Raw genomic sequence first — 14,445 nt, forward strand, 5'->3', positions numbered from 1 at the left:
GTGCCGCGGAGATCAGCAGCCGGAGGGTGTCGTCGGACACCGGGTCGGGCAGGTAGCGGCGCACCGAGCGATGCTCGTGCAGCACTTGCAGGACCTGGTTCCACTGCGCCGGTTCGACCGGTCGCGGGTCGCGGTAGCGCTGTTGCACGGCGTGGGTGGGGGTGGTCACGGACTGCGTCATGGGCATCATCCTTTCGCCGGGGCGGCGCGCCGTCAGCGGTTGCCCGCAGCCTGAGCGGAACACAGGTAGGGTAAGTAAGGCAATCCTAATTGTTAATATCGGAGGTTCTCTTGGCACGTCCCCGCACCACCCTCACGGTGCAGCGCACCGAATGGCTCACCCCGCACCTGATCCGGGTGCACATCGGCGGGCCCGGCTTCGCCGCGTTCCGGCCCAGCGAGTTCACCGACTCGTATGTGAAGTTCATCTTCCCGCAGGACGGCAACGAGGTGCTGCGCACCTACACCGTCCGGTCCGTCGATTCCGTCGCCGGGGAGATAGCGGTCGATTTCGTCTACCACGGCGCGGAAGGCATCGCGGGACCGTGGGCGGCCGCCGTCCAGCCCGGCGAGACCATCGATTTCTATGGCCCCAACGGCGCCTACGCCCCGCGTCCGGATGCCGACTGGCATCTGCTGGCCGGTGACGAGGCGGCGCTGCCCGCCATCGCCGCCGCGCTCGAGGCGATGCCCGGCGAGGCGACCGGGCTGGCGTTCGTGGAGGTCGCCGGTCCGGACGACGAACTGCCGTTGAAGAAGCCGGACGGCATCGAGCTGACCTGGCTGCACCGCGGCGTCCGTTCCCCGGGCGAGGTGCTCGCCGAGACCGTCCGCTCCGCGCCGTGGGCACCGGGGCAGGTCCAGGTGTTCATCCACGGCGAGGCCGAGGCGGTCATGAAGGATCTGCGCCGCTACATCCGCAGGGATCGCGGCGTCACCGCGGAGTGGGCGGCGTCCATCTCCGGATATTGGCGCCGCGGCCGCACCGAGGAGGGCTTCCGGGAATGGAAGGCCGAACTGCGGGCGACCGAGGAGGCCAACGCCTGAACCTCCTTCAGCTCAGCAGTCCGACGATGGTGGCGGACACGAAGCTGACCAACGTGGCGCCGTAGAGCAGGCGGAGCCCGTTGCGGGCGATGACGGTGCCTTGTTTCTCGCTGAGGCTGCGGACCGCGCCGGTGACGATGGCGATGGTGGAGAAGTTCGCGAACGACACCAGATAGGTGGACACGATCGCGACGGTGCGGTCCGACAGCCCGGCGTGTTGCCGGTTCAGTTCTCGCATGGCGACCACCTCGTTGGACACCAGCTTGGTGCCCATGAACCGGCCCGCTGCCGCCGCCTCCTCCCAGGGGATGCCGGTCAGCCAGGCCAGCGGCGCGAAGACGTGGCCCATCACGTCCTGGAACGTGGTGCCGTGGAACAGCGCGGCGAAGATCCCGTTGACCATGGCGAGCAAGGCGATGAATCCGAGCAGCATGGCCGCGACGGTGAACGCGACCTTCCAGCCGACCAGGATGTACTCGGTGAGCATCTCGAAGAACGACTGCCGCTTGCGGCTGTCGGCGATCTCCTCCCCCAGCAGCCCGGCATCGTCGGCGGCGGTGACCACGTAGGGATTGATCAGCGAGCACACCACGAAGGCGCCCAGCATGTTCAGCACGATGGCCGCTATCACGTACTTCGGGTCGATCAGCAGCATGTACGCGCCGAGGATGCCCGCCGACACCGTGGACATCGCCGAGGCCGCCAGGGTGTACATCCGCTGCGGCGGGATGTCGTCGAGCATGGCGCGCAGCGAGATGAACACCTCGGACTGGCCGAGGATGGCGGAGGCGACCGCGTTGAACGATTCGATCCGGCCGAAGCCGCTCACCCACGCCAGCAGCAGGCCGAGGTACTTGATGATCAACGGAAGCACCCGCAGGTGTTGCAGGATGCCGATCAGGGCGGAGACCAGCACGATCGGCATCAGGACCGCGAACAGGAACGCGGGCCCGCCGCTGCCGACGGCGGGCAGCTCGCCGAACACGAACGCGGTTCCCTGGGCCGCGTAGCCGAGGATGTGGGCGAAGGCGTCGCTGACCGCTCGGATCACGGTGCCCCCGATCCCGGTCCGCAGCAACAGGAACCCGAACGCAAACTGCACGAGCAGCAGGACGGCGATCCGGGGCAGCCGCGCGACGGCGGCGCGGCGGTCGGTACTGGGCAGCCAGGCCAGCAGCAGGAAGCACATCAGCCCGGCGAATCCGATCAGATGGTGCACACGCACCTCGGCGGCCGTGGCGTGCGACGGCTTATGGGAGCACCTCTCATGTCGGTTTATGGTGCGGTGTCTCCACAGTTGAGAAGCCGCGGTGCCCCACGCAGGCCGCCCGGGGCGATCCCGGGCGGCCATGGTCACCGACGCCGCGCTACGGGAGCGGCGCGCGCAACGCCTCCTCCACGAACTGCGTGGTGTAGGTCGCGGACAGGTCGATGCGATCGCGCACAGGCCGCACGTTCTTCGAGTACTTTCCGAGGATCTCCAGCACGTTCTGCGCGCCTTCGGGTTTCATCAACCCGTCGCCGTTGAACATGCCGATGGAGTCGCGGATCGACTGGACGTAGAGGTCCTTGCCCGCGCTCGCGTACTGCGGCGGCATCTTCTCGGCGATCTCCTCCGGCGTGTGCGTCCGAATCCACCGCAGCGTCTGCACGAACGCGGCGGCGAGCTTGCGCACGATGTCCGGGTGGGCCTCGATCGTCGCGCAGCTCATGTACAGCGACGTCGCCGGATACAGCCCGCCGAGCGCGGCCCTGGTACCCGCCTCGGTGCGCAGATCCACCAGGATGCGCGCATCCCCTGAGTTCACCATCTGCGCCACCGTGGGATCGGTGGTCATGCCCGCGTCGATGCCGTCGTGGTTCATGCCCGCGATGAACGTCTGTCCCGCACCGACTTTCACCCGGGTGTAGTCGGCGGTGCCCATGCCTGCCTGGCCGGTGAGCGCCTGGGTGAGGAAGTCGGTCGATGACCCGAGCGAGGTCACGCCCAGCTTCTTGCCGCGCAGGTCGGCGACCGAGGTGATGTCCGCGTCCGCCTTCGACACCAGCTCCACCTCACCGGGCACGTCGGACATCTGCACCACCGAGCGGATGCACTGGTCCTTGGCCTGCAGATCGATGGTGTGGTCGTAGAACCCGACCACGCCTTGCACGTCGCCGGTGAGCAACGCGGTCTCGGCCGTGGCTCCGGATTGCTCGCCGAGCAACGTCACGTCGATGTCGTTGCGCTCGAAGAAGCCGAGTTGCCGGGTGAGCACGGCGGGCAGGTAGATCACTTTCTCCAGTCCGCCCACCATGATGGTGATCTGCGGTCGGCCACCGGCCATCGGGATGGTGCGGGAGTCCCGGCATCCGGTGACCGTCAGCAATGCCGCGACCACCACGGCGACGAGCGCGAGCTGCTTGCGATACCTCATGATCAGATCCCGTGGTTCGAGGTCGCCTGCGAAGGCCGCCATTTCAGCAACCGGTTCTCCGCCATGCCGATGCCCCACTCGGCGATCAGCGCGATCACGGTGATGATGATCATGCCCGCGTAGATGCCCGCCGAGTCGAAGGTGCCCTGCGCGTTGCTGATCAACAGGCCCAAGCCCTTGCTCGCCCCGGCGTATTCGCCCACCACCGCACCGATCAGCGCGAAGCCGAACGCGGTGTGCAGGCTGGACAGGATCCAGGTGGTCGCGCTCGGCAGCACGATCGACACCAGCACCTGCCTGCGGCTCGCGCCGAGGATGCGGGCGTTGTCGATCACGTTGCCGTCCACTTCGCGCGCACCGGTGAACGCGTTGAAGAACACCGCGAAGAAGACCAGCACCACCACGGTCGCCACCTTCGAACTCAGCCCGAGCCCGAACCAGATGATGAACAGCGACGCCAGCACGATGCGCGGAACGGCGTTGAGCGCCTTGATGAACGGCGCGAGCACCTCGGCCCAGTACCGGCTGCGGCCGAGCAGCACACCCAGCACGACACCGGCCACCGTGCCGATCACGAAGCCGAGCACGGCCTCCTGCACGGTGGTGTAGACCTGCAGCCAGATCGAACCGAATTGGGTTCCCTCGGTGAACCATTCGACCAGACGCGACCAGATCAGCGACGGCTTGGAGTAGAAGAAGGGGTCGATCCACACCGTGGCGGTGAGTTCCCACGCGCCCAGCCACAGCGCGACCAGCGCGGCGCGCAGCCCCCAGGTGCGGATCCGGGCGCGGCGCGCGGTGGTGCGCACCCTGGCCAGGATCTGCTCCTCGGTCTCGTTCTCCACCGCCAGCGCGTCGACGGTGTCCTGGACCAGCACGTCATGCGACACGGGAGGCTCCCTTCGCCCGCGCCGCCTCGACCTGATCGCGCAGCGTCTCCCAGATCTCCTTGTAGATGTCGCGGAACTCGGCCGTCAGCCGCACGTCCTCGACGCTGCGCGGCCGGGCCAGACTCACGGGGAAGTCCCCGCAGACAGTGGCCGGGCTCGCGGTCATCACCACCACCCGGTCGGCGAGCACGATCGCCTCCTCCAGATCGTGGGTGACGAAGACGACCGCCGCGTTGGTGCCCGCCCAGACCCGCAGCAATTCGTCCTGCATGAGCTGACGGGTCTGCACGTCCAGCGCGCTGAACGGCTCGTCCATCAGCAGGATCTCCGGCTCGTTGACCAGCGTCTGCGCCAGCGCGACGCGCTTGCGCATCCCGCCGGACAGCTGGTGCGGGTAGTAGCTCTCGAACCCGGCCAGCCCGACCGTGCGCACCCACGCCGACGCCTTCGCGCGCGCCTCGGCCTTCGACGCGCCGCGCAGGCGCGGGCCGAGCGCCACGTTGTCCAGCACGCTCTTCCACGGCAGCACCGCGTCCTGCTGGAACATGTAGCCGATGCCGTCGGGGATGCCGTCGACGTCCTGGCCGCGCACCAGGGTCCGTCCCGCCGAGGCCGGCTCCAGGCCGGACACCAGCGACAGTGTGGTGGACTTGCCGCATCCGGTCGGGCCGACGACGGCGACGAATTCGCCGGGGCGCACCGCCAGGTTCAGATTGCGCACGGCGGTGTGGATGCCGCCGCCGGTGCCGGGGAAGCGCTTGGTCGCGTTCCGCAGCTCGATGAGTGATTGCGTCATTGCTTCCTACTCCTGCGAGATCGGGTCGGGGGAAACGTACGTGTCCCCGGTCACACGCCGGAGCTTGTGCGCACAACCGCCACAAACGCGGGATCTGCGGGTTTTGCGCATTCTGCTCATGCGTCGCGCGCGGGGGTCTGCGCTTATGCTGCGGCCATGGCCACTGAGGGCGCGCGGGCCGTGCGATTGCGGACCCAGGTTCTGCTGTCGCAGATCCTGGTGGTCGCGCTCACGCTCGGCGTCGCGTTCGCGGTGTTCGGCTACCTCAGTGACCGGCGGCTGCGCGACGCCTACGGCCAGCGCGCGCTGGCCGTCGCCCGCACCGTCGCCGCCGACCCGGTGGTGCGCGCCGAGGTGGCCGGGTACGCGCCGGGCACGGTCGATCCCGGCGTGCGCGCCGAACTGGCGACGGGCCCGCTGGAACGGCTCGCGGTGGACGCGACCCAGCGCAACGGCGCACTGTTCGTGGTGATCACCGACGACGCGGGCATCCGCCTGGCGCATCCGGACGCCGGGCGCCTGGCCGAGCATGTCAGCACCGATCCGTCCGAGGCGCTGGCGGGCCGCGAGTCGATCACCGAGGAACGCGGCACGCTCGGTGACTCCGTGCGCGCGAAGGTTCCCGTCACCGCGCCCGGTTCCGACCGTGTGGTCGGGGCGGTCAGCGTCGGCATCGCCACCGACGCGGTGCACGAGCAACTGCTCGGCGATCTGCGTACCGCGGCCGGGCTGGTCGCGGTGGCGCTCGCGGTCGGCATCGCCGGATCGGTGCTGCTCGCCCGCCGGTGGCGCGGACTGACGCTCGGGTTGGAACCGGACGAGCTGGCCGAGTTGGTCCGCGGCCAGGCCGCGGTGCTGCACGGCATCGGCGGCGGCGTGCTCGCCGTCGACGCGGCGTGGCGCACGACCTTCGTCAGCGACGAGGCGCGCAGGTTGCTCGGCATCGCGCCGGACATCGGATGCCCGGTGGACCGGATCGGACTCACCCCTCGGGTGCTGGAGGTCTTCCGCGACCTCGACCAGCAACCCACCTCGGCCACGATCGGCGCGAACGTCGTCATCGTCTCCGCGCGCCGGGTCAGCCGCGACGGGCGCGATCTCGGCGCGGTGCTCACGGTGCGCGACCGCACCGACGTGGAATCGCTGACCAGGCAGCTGGACGCGGTGCAATCGATGAGCACGGTGCTGCGCGCGCAGCGCCACGAGTTCTCCAACAAGATGCACCTCATCAGCGGACTGCTGCACAGCGGGCACGTGGAGGAAGCGGCGCGGTCGGTGGACGAACTGATCGGCGCGGGGCCGCTCGGTCCGGCGACGCCGGGCATCGACGCCATCCACGACCCGTACCTGCAGGCCTTTCTGGCCGCCAAGGCCGCGCACGCCAGGGAGAGCGGAGTGGAACTCGTGCTCGGGCCCAACACCTGGGTCGAGGGCGATCTCGCCGATCCGGTGGACGTGACCACCGTGCTCGGCAATCTGCTTGACAACGCCATGGAGGCCGTGCGCGCCGGGGACCGGCCGGTCCGGCAGGTGGAAGTCGAACTGGTGCAGCAGGACTCGACACTGCACATCGCCGTCGCCGACAGCGGCGACGGTGTCGCGCCCGAACTAGAGGACACGCTCTTCACCGAAGGGATCTCGACCCGCGAGGACCGCGGCGTCCCCGGCGGACGCGGGGTCGGACTCGCCTTGATCCGCCAGATCGCGCGCGCCCATGGCGGCGACGTGCGCCTGTCGAGTCCCCGCGGCGGCGAGCCACCGCTCACCGGTGCGGAATTCATCGCCCGCATGCCCGGAGTGCTCGTGGAAAGCGAGGTGTCATGGCCCCGCCGCCGCTGACCGTCCTCGTCGTCGACGACGACTTCCGGGTTGCGAACCTGCACGCCGGAATCGTGCAGGCCATCCCGGGTTTCACGGTGGCGGGCACCGCCAACACCCTCGCCGCCGCGCGGGAAATCGTCGCGGCACAGTCGATCGACCTGGCGCTGGTGGACGTCTATTTACCGGACGGCTCCGGTATCGATTTCGTTCGTACGCTCCGCTGCGACGCCATGGTGCTCACCGCGTCGACGGAGAGCGAGTCCGTGCGCGCCGCTGTGGCGGCGGGTGCGGTGTCCTACCTGGTCAAGCCCTTCCCGCATACCGAACTCGCCGCCCGGCTCGCCGCCTACGCCCGGTACCGGCGCATCCTCGCCGTGCCGCAGGCCGACAACGCCCGCGTCGCGGCGGCGCTGCACGCGCTGCGCCCCTCGGTCACCGCGAGCCCGGCGGCGACTGTCGCCTCCCCGACCAAAGACGCTGTCCTGCAAGCGATTCTCGACGCGGGCGCGCCGCTGTCGGCAGGCGAGGTCGCCGGCGCCATCGGCATCTCCCGCGCCACCGCGCAGCGCTATCTCGCCGCGCTCGTGTCCAGCGGCGCGGTACGTATGAGCCTGCGCTACGGCAGCACCGGGCGACCCGAACAGGAGTACTCCGCCGCACCGCCGCACTGAGCGGACGGAGCGTCCCCGCATGGCTGCCGACCCGCAATCGGGCTTTCGGGTTGCACCGACGCGCGGGCTGGGTAGCGACGCGCGGCCCGGCGGTCACCGGTCGCTGAATCCGCCGGTTCAGCGCCCACCCGCGCGCTCCGGCACAGGGCTCGGCCGGGTGAAGGCGCGCGGCCCCGCCCTCCCGAGTCGCAACGTCCCGGCAGGGTCCGATCGTCCGGTGCCGCGGCGCTCACTTTCTGCCGTACACCGCTTTCTGCCCTGCTCGGCCGCCGCTCCGGCGCGGAAGCGCATGCCCACCACGCCCTCGTCGGCGCGCCAGCATCCGGGCACGAGCATCGTCTTCTGCTCAGCCGTCGCCCCGGCTCGGATGCGGGTGCCCAGCCCCCCGTCGTCGGCGCGGTAGCGTCGGGGCATGAGCATCGTCGAGGTCGCCGTCGTCGGCTACGGGTTGGCCGGGTCGGTCTTTCACGCCCCGCTGATCGCCGCGCAGCCACGGATGCGGGTCGCGGCCGTGGTGACCTCCTCGGCGGAACGTGCCGAGCGGGCGCGCGCCGAACACCCCGGTGTGCGGGTGGTGCCGCACGCCGAGGAGTTGTTCGCCGCACCGGACGGCATCGATCTCGTCGTGATCGCGACACCGAACCACACGCACGCGCCGCTGGCCCGGCAGGCGCTGGAGGCCGGGCTGCCGGTGGTGGTCGACAAGCCGTTCGCGGTCACGGCGGACGACGCCGATGACCTCGTCCGGCGCGCGGAGCGGTCCGGCCTGGCGCTGTCGGTCTTCCAGAACCGGCGCTGGGACGGCGATTTCCGTACCGTGCGCGAACTGGTGGAGACCGGAAAACTCGGCCATGTGCGCCGTTTCGAGTCCCGGTTCGAACGGTGGCGTCCGGTGCCGAAGGGCGGCTGGCGGGAAGTCGGCACGGACGAGGAGGGCGCGGGCATTCTGCTCGACCTCGGCAGCCACCTGGTGGACCAAGCGGTGACCCTATTCGGCCCGGTGGCTTCGGTGTACTGCGAGCTGGACCGGCGACGAGAAGGGATCACCACCGACGACGACGCGTTCGTCGCGCTCACCCACACCGGCGGTGTGCGCTCCCATCTCTGGATGAGCGCCGTCGCCCCGCAACTGGGGCCACGCTTCCGGGTGCTCGGGTCGGAAGCCGCGTATGTCACCTATGGGCTGGACCCGCAGGAGGACGCGCTCCGGTCCGGTCGTCGTCCGCAAAGCGATTCCTCCTGGGGCACGGTCGATCCCGAGCGCTGTGGCGTGCTCGGCGCGGAACCGGACTTCACCCCGCTGCCGACCGCACCCGGCGCGTATCCCGAGTTCTACTCCGCGATGGCCGCCGCGCTGCTCGACGGCGGGCCCGTGCCCGTCGACCCGCGCGACGCCGTCACCACCCTGCGCCTGCTGACGAAAGCACGCGAGTCGGCCGCCAGAGGTGTGACCGTCACCGCCTGACCGGCGCTGGCAACCCGCGCCGCGACTCGATAACGTCGGTCCCCTCGGGTCGGCCGCTCCGGCCACCCGGTGGAGAGGAGAACCGGATGGGTGCAACGGTTTTCGCGGTGCTGCTGCCGCTGGCGCTGGCCTTGGTGATGTTCGGGCTCGGATTGACCTTGACGACCGAGGATTTCGCGCGCGTGCTGCGGTATCCGAAAGCGGCGGTGATCGCGCTGGTGTGCCAGATGATCCTGCTTCCCGCGGTCTGCCTGGGCCTGATCCGCCTGTTCGGGCTGGAAGGCGCGCTCGCCGCGGGCATGCTGCTGCTGGCGGCGTCGCCGGGCGGGGCGTCGGCCAATCTGTTCAGCCACGTCGCCGGAGGCAACGTGGCGCTGAACATCACGCTCACCGCGATCAATTCGGTGCTCGCAGTGTTCACCCTGCCGGTGGTGGTGGCGCTGTCCTACGCCTTGTTCCTGGACGGCACGGGTTCGGTCGGACTGCGGCCGGACAAATTCGCGCAGGTCTTCGCCATCGTGCTGGTGCCAGTCGCGATCGGCATGGTGGTGCACCGGCGGTTCGAGGAGTGGTCGCGGCGGATGCGCGGCGCGGTCAAGATCCTGTCCGTCGTGGTTCTCGCGCTGGTGATCGCGGCCGGGGTCGGCTCGAATCTGGACATCCTGACCGACCACATCGGCGAGCTGTCGGCGATCTGCTTGTCCTTCGCCGTGATCAGTCTGGCCGTCGGCTACTTTCTGCCCCGGCTGTTGCGTGTGGAAGCCGATCAGGCGATCGCTTCGGCGATGGAGATCGGCGTGCACAACGCGGCGCTCGCGATCGCCGTCGCCGCTTCGGTCCTGGACAACGAGACCATGGCCGTTCCCGGCGCGGTGTACGGCGTTCTGATGAACATCCCGGCGGCGATCGCCGCGTATCTGCTGGCCAGGCGGGCGCGGCGGGAGCAGCCCGCGCCCGCGCCGAGCATGGCGGGTTGACGGAGGCGGTCCGAGCGGACACGGACGGGCCCGATGAGTAGCCTCTCGGAGGGTCGACGCCACGCGAAGGGAGTCAGCTGCGCGATGCAACCGCTCGGCACGAACGATCCGGTCCGGATCGGGGATTACCGCCTGCTCGGCGTGCTCGGCGCGGGCGGCATGGGCCGGGTCTACCTCGGCCGGAACCCGGGCGGACGCACCGTCGCGGTCAAGGTCATCCGCCCGGACATGATCGACGCCGAATTCCGTCAGCGCTTCCGGCGCGAGGTGGCCGCGGCCCGCCGGGTCGACGGGCAATTCACCGCACCGGTGCTGGACGCGGACGTGGACGCCGATCCACCCTGGCTGGCCACCGGTTACGTGGCCGGATTCCCGCTGGCCGACGCGGTCGACCGCTACGGCCCGTTCACCGAGAACGCGCTGCTCGTGCTGGCGCACGGGCTGATCGAGGCGTTGACCGCCGTGCACGGAGCCGGTGTCGTGCACCGCGACCTCAAACCGTCCAATGTCCTTCTGGCCCTCGACGGCCCCAAGGTGATCGATTTCGGCATCGCCCGCGCCCTCGACGACAGCAAGCTCACCACCACCGGAAAGGTCATCGGCTCACCGGGATTCATGTGCCCCGAGCAAGTGACCGGCGACTCGATCGGCCCGCCCGCCGACGTCTTCGCACTCGGCGGCGTCCTGGTCTTCGCGGCGACCGGCCACGGACCGTTCGGCGCCGGCGAGGCGGTGCACATGCTGTGGCGGGTGGTGTACGAGGAACCGCAGCTCGACGACGTGCCGGAACGGCTGCGCCCGCTGGTGGCCGCCTGCCTGACCAAAGACGCCGCGGCCCGCCCGACTCCGGAGCAGCTGCTGTCCCGGCTCACCGCGCTGGGCATCCCGGATCGCGGCGGCTGGCTGCCCGGCCCGGTGCTCGAGGAGGTCGGCCGCCGCGCGGTCGAGCTGCTGAACCTGGATTCCGGGCCACTCGACCACCAGCGGTTCTCTCTGCCCGCTGATCCGGCGCGCACCGCCGACACCATGGTCGGCCCCGCATCACCTGCCAACTCACGGGTACCGCAAGGCGATCGAGGACGATCGGCGTCCACGCCGCACTCCATCCCGCCGCGAACGCCACCCGCGTTCGCGAGACCTCCGACGCCTCCACCCGCGCACCAGGTTTCGCCCGCGTTCGGCCCGGCCCCCGCCGCGCCGCCCGCACGCCGCCCCGGCCGCGCCCTGCTCGCCGCCGGAGCGTTCGTCGTCTGCCTCGCCGTCGCCGTCGCCGCGTTCGTGGTGGGCTCCCGGCTGAGAAACGAGAACGCGAGCGAATCGGCCGAGCAGACCACGCAAACCACCGGCAGATCCTCGGCGGCCACCACCACCGAGGCCATCGATCCGGAACCGACCGGCAGCAGTCCTTCCGGCACCGGTGTTCCGGAGGCTTTCGTCGGAGAATGGAAAGGCGTGGCCCGCGACCCCTTGTTGTCGTTCGACATCGTGCTGACCATTCGTGACGGCGCGGTGGGCCAAGAGATCGCGCAATCGTCGAACACCGGCAAATTGAGCGGTGAGCGCTGCGAACGCGCGGAGACGCTCACCGCCGCGGGCGAGAACGAATTGTCGTTCGTCGCGCGGCTGTCCGGCGGCTCCCCTTCCTGCTTCGACAACGGGTCCACCTCGACGGTCACCCTGCAGCCGGACGGTTCCCTGACGTACCGCACCTCCGGCGTCATCGGCAACATCGAAGGGGTCCTGCGCAAGAGCTGACGGCGTGACGACCGCGCCGGACCGGGCGCCGAGGGCGGGAACGCATGCCCGAGCGCCGTCGGCGGCGGGCGGTTAAGGTGCGGCGGTGGACAGAGCGGAATTCTTCGAGCGCGGCGCTTCCATCGCCGATCGTCTGACGACGACGCAAGCGCAACCGCCGTGGTGGCTGGTGGTGGCGGCCGCGGTGGCGGCGCTCCTGCTGGTCGGTTACACCCCCGTCTGGCGATTGACCCGCAATATCGTCACCATCGCGCACGAAGGCGGGCACGCGCTGGTCGCCCTGCTGACCGGCCGCAAGCTCAACAGCATCCGGTTGCATTCGGACACTTCGGGACTCACCGTGTCGAGCGGCAAACCCTACGGCCTCGGGATGATCCTCACCACCATGGCCGGTTACCCGGCGCCGCCGCTGCTCGGTCTCGGATTCGCCGCGCTGCTGGGCGCGAGCCGGATCACGCTGCTGCTCTGGACCGCCATCGTGCTGCTCGCCGCGCTCCTGATCAAGATCAGAAATGTCTACGGCGCCATCACCGTGCTCGGTCTCGGAGCGGTGGCCTTCGTGGTCTCCTGGTTCGGCACCGACACGCTGCAAGCGGGTTTCGCGTATCTGGGCGCCTGGTTCCTGCTGTTCGCCGGGGCGCGGCCGGTGATCGAGCTGCAACGAAGCCGCTCCCGGCAGCAACGCGCCCGCTATCACGAGGTCGACTCCGACGCCGATCAACTCGCCCGGCTCACCCGGCTGCCCGGCCTGCTGTGGGTCTTCGTGTTCGGCGCGATCGCCGTGGGTTCGCTGGCGCTCGGGGCGTGGCTGCTCGTCTCCGCCATCGCCGAAGTCTGCCTGCCGGGCGCGCCATCGGGGTCCTGCTTCGCGGCGCACTGATCGTCGCGCTGCGCGACCCGGTCGGCTCGGTTAGGCTTCGAACCCGCCCTGCGCCAACGCCTCATCCGGCGGCGCATTCGCCGAGCACACCCCTTCGGCCGTCCGACTCCAGATCGCGATTCACGACCCTCCGGGAGCCAGCATGGCGAACCTTCCCACGCGCACACCGAGCACCGCTGCGCGGCAGATTCTTTCGGCACTGATCACGGCTGTCACGGTGCTGCTCGGCACGATCGCGCTCGGTCCCACCGCCTATGCCGCACCGGTCGGCACGGCCTGCGGCACCCCCTTGACGGAGGCGGAGACGGCCGAGATCGCGGAGCTGTCCGAGACCGGGCTGCCAACGGGTTCCTCGTTGTCGCAGTTGGAGCGCGCCGTCGACCGGCACCGCCGGATCACCGAAATCCTGGTCCGCCATCGTGATTCGCGCGGTGTGTTCGCCCTCGGCCTCGACGCGGTGGAACAAGCGGCCGTCCTGCCGCTCCAGCGCGACCCCGCGTCGTTCGACGACCCGGAATGGGCGCACCGGATCAGTCTGGAGCTGCTGTCGCGTTTCCTGCGCGCGCTGCACGCGGAATTCACCGGCGCACCCGCCGAACCGCAGTGGGCGCACTACTTCGCGCTGACCCGCCGCTGCGAGCTGTCCCCCGCGCGGGTGGCGATGGCCGGGTACGACGCGCATCTGACCGTCGATCTGTCCTACTCCGTCGCGGCGGTCGGCAGCTCGGCCGCGAACGCGCGGGACTACTTCCGCATCGTCGACTCGATCGCCCAGCAGGGAGCGCTGATCGTAGCCGCGACGAAATCCCTCTACGGCGGTGATCTCGGGCCGCTGTGGCGCTTCTACTTCGTCGGCGATGGTTTGGACGCGGTGCTCGGGCAAGGTGTGGCGACCGGCCCTTTGCTGCGGCTGGCCGACGCGGGCGCCAATGTCGTCATCTTCGGCAACGGCCTGGCCCTGCAGGACCAGGCCGCGGCCCCCGCCGTCACCGCCGAGATAGACGCTCTGTGGCGCGGCTTGGATCTCGGTTTCGAAGTGCTCTCCGGCCTCGGCGGACTCTGACCGGCGCGCACCGTCACGCCAGCGCCGCGACGGCGGCCCGCACCACATCCTGGGGCGGCCGGGTCGCGTCGACGGTGCTCCCGCGCTCGTCGGGATCGAGCCGCTCCAGGGTGGCCAGCTGTGAATCCAGCAGGCTCGCAGGCATGAAGTGCCCGCGGCGTCCGGTCACGCGGCGTTCGAGTTCCTCGCGTGGCGCGTCCAGATGCAGGAAGAAGACGCCGGGAACGCGGCCGCGCAACCTGTCGCGATACGCGCGTTTCAGGGCGGAACAGGTCACGACCGCTCCGTGGCCGGATCGCTCGGCCATCCAGGCGGCCAAGGCGTCGAGCCACGGTGCGCGGTCGGCATCGTCCAACGGCGTGCCCGCCGACATCTTCACGATGTTCGCGGGCGGATGGAAATCGTCGCCTTCGGCGTACTCGACCCCCAGCACCTCGGCCAGGCGGACGCCGACCGTCGTCTTCCCCGATCCCGACACCCCCATCACGACGATCACCGGTACACCACGCACTCGGACCATTCTCCCTCCGAAGGCGGATTCTCCCGCGTATACGGGCTTGTCATCGGCAACAACCTAGCGGCTGAGCACTTCGTCGGCCTGTGCAGTGACCCTGCGCGCCACCGCCGATACATTTCAAGGACAGCGACGTCGCGGGATCGCCG

14 protein-coding genes are annotated in these 14,445 nt (G+C 69.9%); 8 read left to right on the forward strand and 6 right to left on the reverse strand.

Annotated features, from left to right (window positions below):
• Positions 1 to 181, reverse strand: a 181-nt coding sequence (locus NB3_RS22395; protein ID WP_443093674.1) for a nitroreductase family protein, incomplete at its 3' end; no start/stop codon positions are given.
• Between the two features lie 110 nt (positions 182 to 291).
• Between NB3_RS22395 and NB3_RS22400 the strand changes: the two genes are divergently transcribed.
• The gene (locus tag NB3_RS22400) at positions 292 to 1,047 is read left to right on the forward strand and encodes a siderophore-interacting protein (protein ID WP_067806871.1); all 756 of its coding nucleotides are present in this window, start codon (positions 292 to 294) and stop codon (positions 1,045 to 1,047) included.
• A gap of 7 nt (positions 1,048 to 1,054) precedes the next feature.
• Here NB3_RS22400 and NB3_RS22405 read toward each other — a convergent pair whose 3' ends face one another.
• The 4 genes from NB3_RS22405 to NB3_RS22420 form a co-directional block, all read right to left on the reverse strand.
• A complete protein-coding gene (locus NB3_RS22405) occupies positions 1,055 to 2,272 on the reverse strand; it encodes a NupC/NupG family nucleoside CNT transporter (protein ID WP_371855927.1) in 1,218 nt (405 codons plus the stop codon).
• 142 nt (positions 2,273 to 2,414) lie between these two features.
• The gene (locus tag NB3_RS22410; RefSeq protein ID WP_067806990.1) at positions 2,415 to 3,464 is read right to left on the reverse strand and encodes an ABC transporter substrate-binding protein; all 1,050 of its coding nucleotides are present in this window, start codon (positions 3,462 to 3,464) and stop codon (positions 2,415 to 2,417) included.
• A gap of 2 nt (positions 3,465 to 3,466) precedes the next feature.
• Positions 3,467 to 4,354: an ABC transporter permease gene (locus tag NB3_RS22415; RefSeq protein ID WP_174553231.1), complete on the reverse strand. Its 888-nt coding sequence runs from the start codon at positions 4,352 to 4,354 to the stop codon at positions 3,467 to 3,469.
• Positions 4,344 to 5,150 (reverse strand): ABC transporter ATP-binding protein, encoded by an 807-nt coding sequence (locus NB3_RS22420; RefSeq protein WP_067806875.1) that lies wholly within the window; start codon positions 5,148 to 5,150, stop codon positions 4,344 to 4,346. The genes NB3_RS22415 and NB3_RS22420 overlap by 11 nt, the downstream gene beginning before the upstream one ends.
• Before the next feature lie 156 nt (positions 5,151 to 5,306).
• Between NB3_RS22420 and NB3_RS22425 the strand changes: the two genes are divergently transcribed.
• The 7 genes from NB3_RS22425 (at position 5,307) to NB3_RS22460 (ending at position 13,782) form a co-directional block, all read left to right on the forward strand.
• On the forward strand, positions 5,307 to 6,989 hold the full coding sequence (locus tag NB3_RS22425; protein ID WP_174553232.1) for an ATP-binding protein: 1,683 nt from the start codon (positions 5,307 to 5,309) through the stop codon (positions 6,987 to 6,989).
• Complete coding sequence (locus tag NB3_RS22430) at positions 6,971 to 7,642, forward strand: response regulator transcription factor (RefSeq protein WP_067806877.1); 672 nt, start codon at positions 6,971 to 6,973, stop codon at positions 7,640 to 7,642. The genes NB3_RS22425 and NB3_RS22430 overlap by 19 nt, the downstream gene beginning before the upstream one ends.
• Before the next feature lie 412 nt (positions 7,643 to 8,054).
• A complete protein-coding gene (locus tag NB3_RS22440; RefSeq protein WP_067806883.1) occupies positions 8,055 to 9,107 on the forward strand; it encodes a Gfo/Idh/MocA family protein in 1,053 nt (350 codons plus the stop codon).
• Positions 9,108 to 9,193: 86 nt separating this feature from the next.
• Complete coding sequence (locus NB3_RS22445; protein WP_067806887.1) at positions 9,194 to 10,084, forward strand: bile acid:sodium symporter family protein; 891 nt, start codon at positions 9,194 to 9,196, stop codon at positions 10,082 to 10,084.
• 84 nt (positions 10,085 to 10,168) lie between these two features.
• Positions 10,169 to 11,839, forward strand: a complete 1,671-nt coding sequence (locus NB3_RS22450; protein WP_067806890.1) for a serine/threonine-protein kinase — start codon at positions 10,169 to 10,171, stop codon at positions 11,837 to 11,839.
• Positions 11,840 to 11,924: 85 nt separating this feature from the next.
• Positions 11,925 to 12,719 carry a M50 family metallopeptidase gene (locus NB3_RS22455; protein WP_067806893.1) on the forward strand — a complete coding sequence of 265 codons (795 nt, stop codon included), beginning with the start codon at positions 11,925 to 11,927 and terminating at the stop codon, positions 12,717 to 12,719.
• A 142-nt stretch (positions 12,720 to 12,861) separates the two neighbouring features.
• Positions 12,862 to 13,782, forward strand: a complete 921-nt coding sequence (locus NB3_RS22460; protein ID WP_067806896.1) for a DUF5995 family protein — start codon at positions 12,862 to 12,864, stop codon at positions 13,780 to 13,782.
• A gap of 13 nt (positions 13,783 to 13,795) precedes the next feature.
• Here NB3_RS22460 and NB3_RS22465 read toward each other — a convergent pair whose 3' ends face one another.
• Positions 13,796 to 14,302: a gluconokinase gene (locus tag NB3_RS22465; protein ID WP_067806899.1), complete on the reverse strand. Its 507-nt coding sequence runs from the start codon at positions 14,300 to 14,302 to the stop codon at positions 13,796 to 13,798.
• Between the last annotated feature and the right edge of the window lie 143 nt (positions 14,303 to 14,445).

This window comes from Nocardia beijingensis NBRC 16342 (genome assembly GCF_001612785.1).
In the GTDB taxonomy this organism is placed as follows: domain Bacteria; phylum Actinomycetota; class Actinomycetes; order Mycobacteriales; family Mycobacteriaceae; genus Nocardia; species Nocardia beijingensis.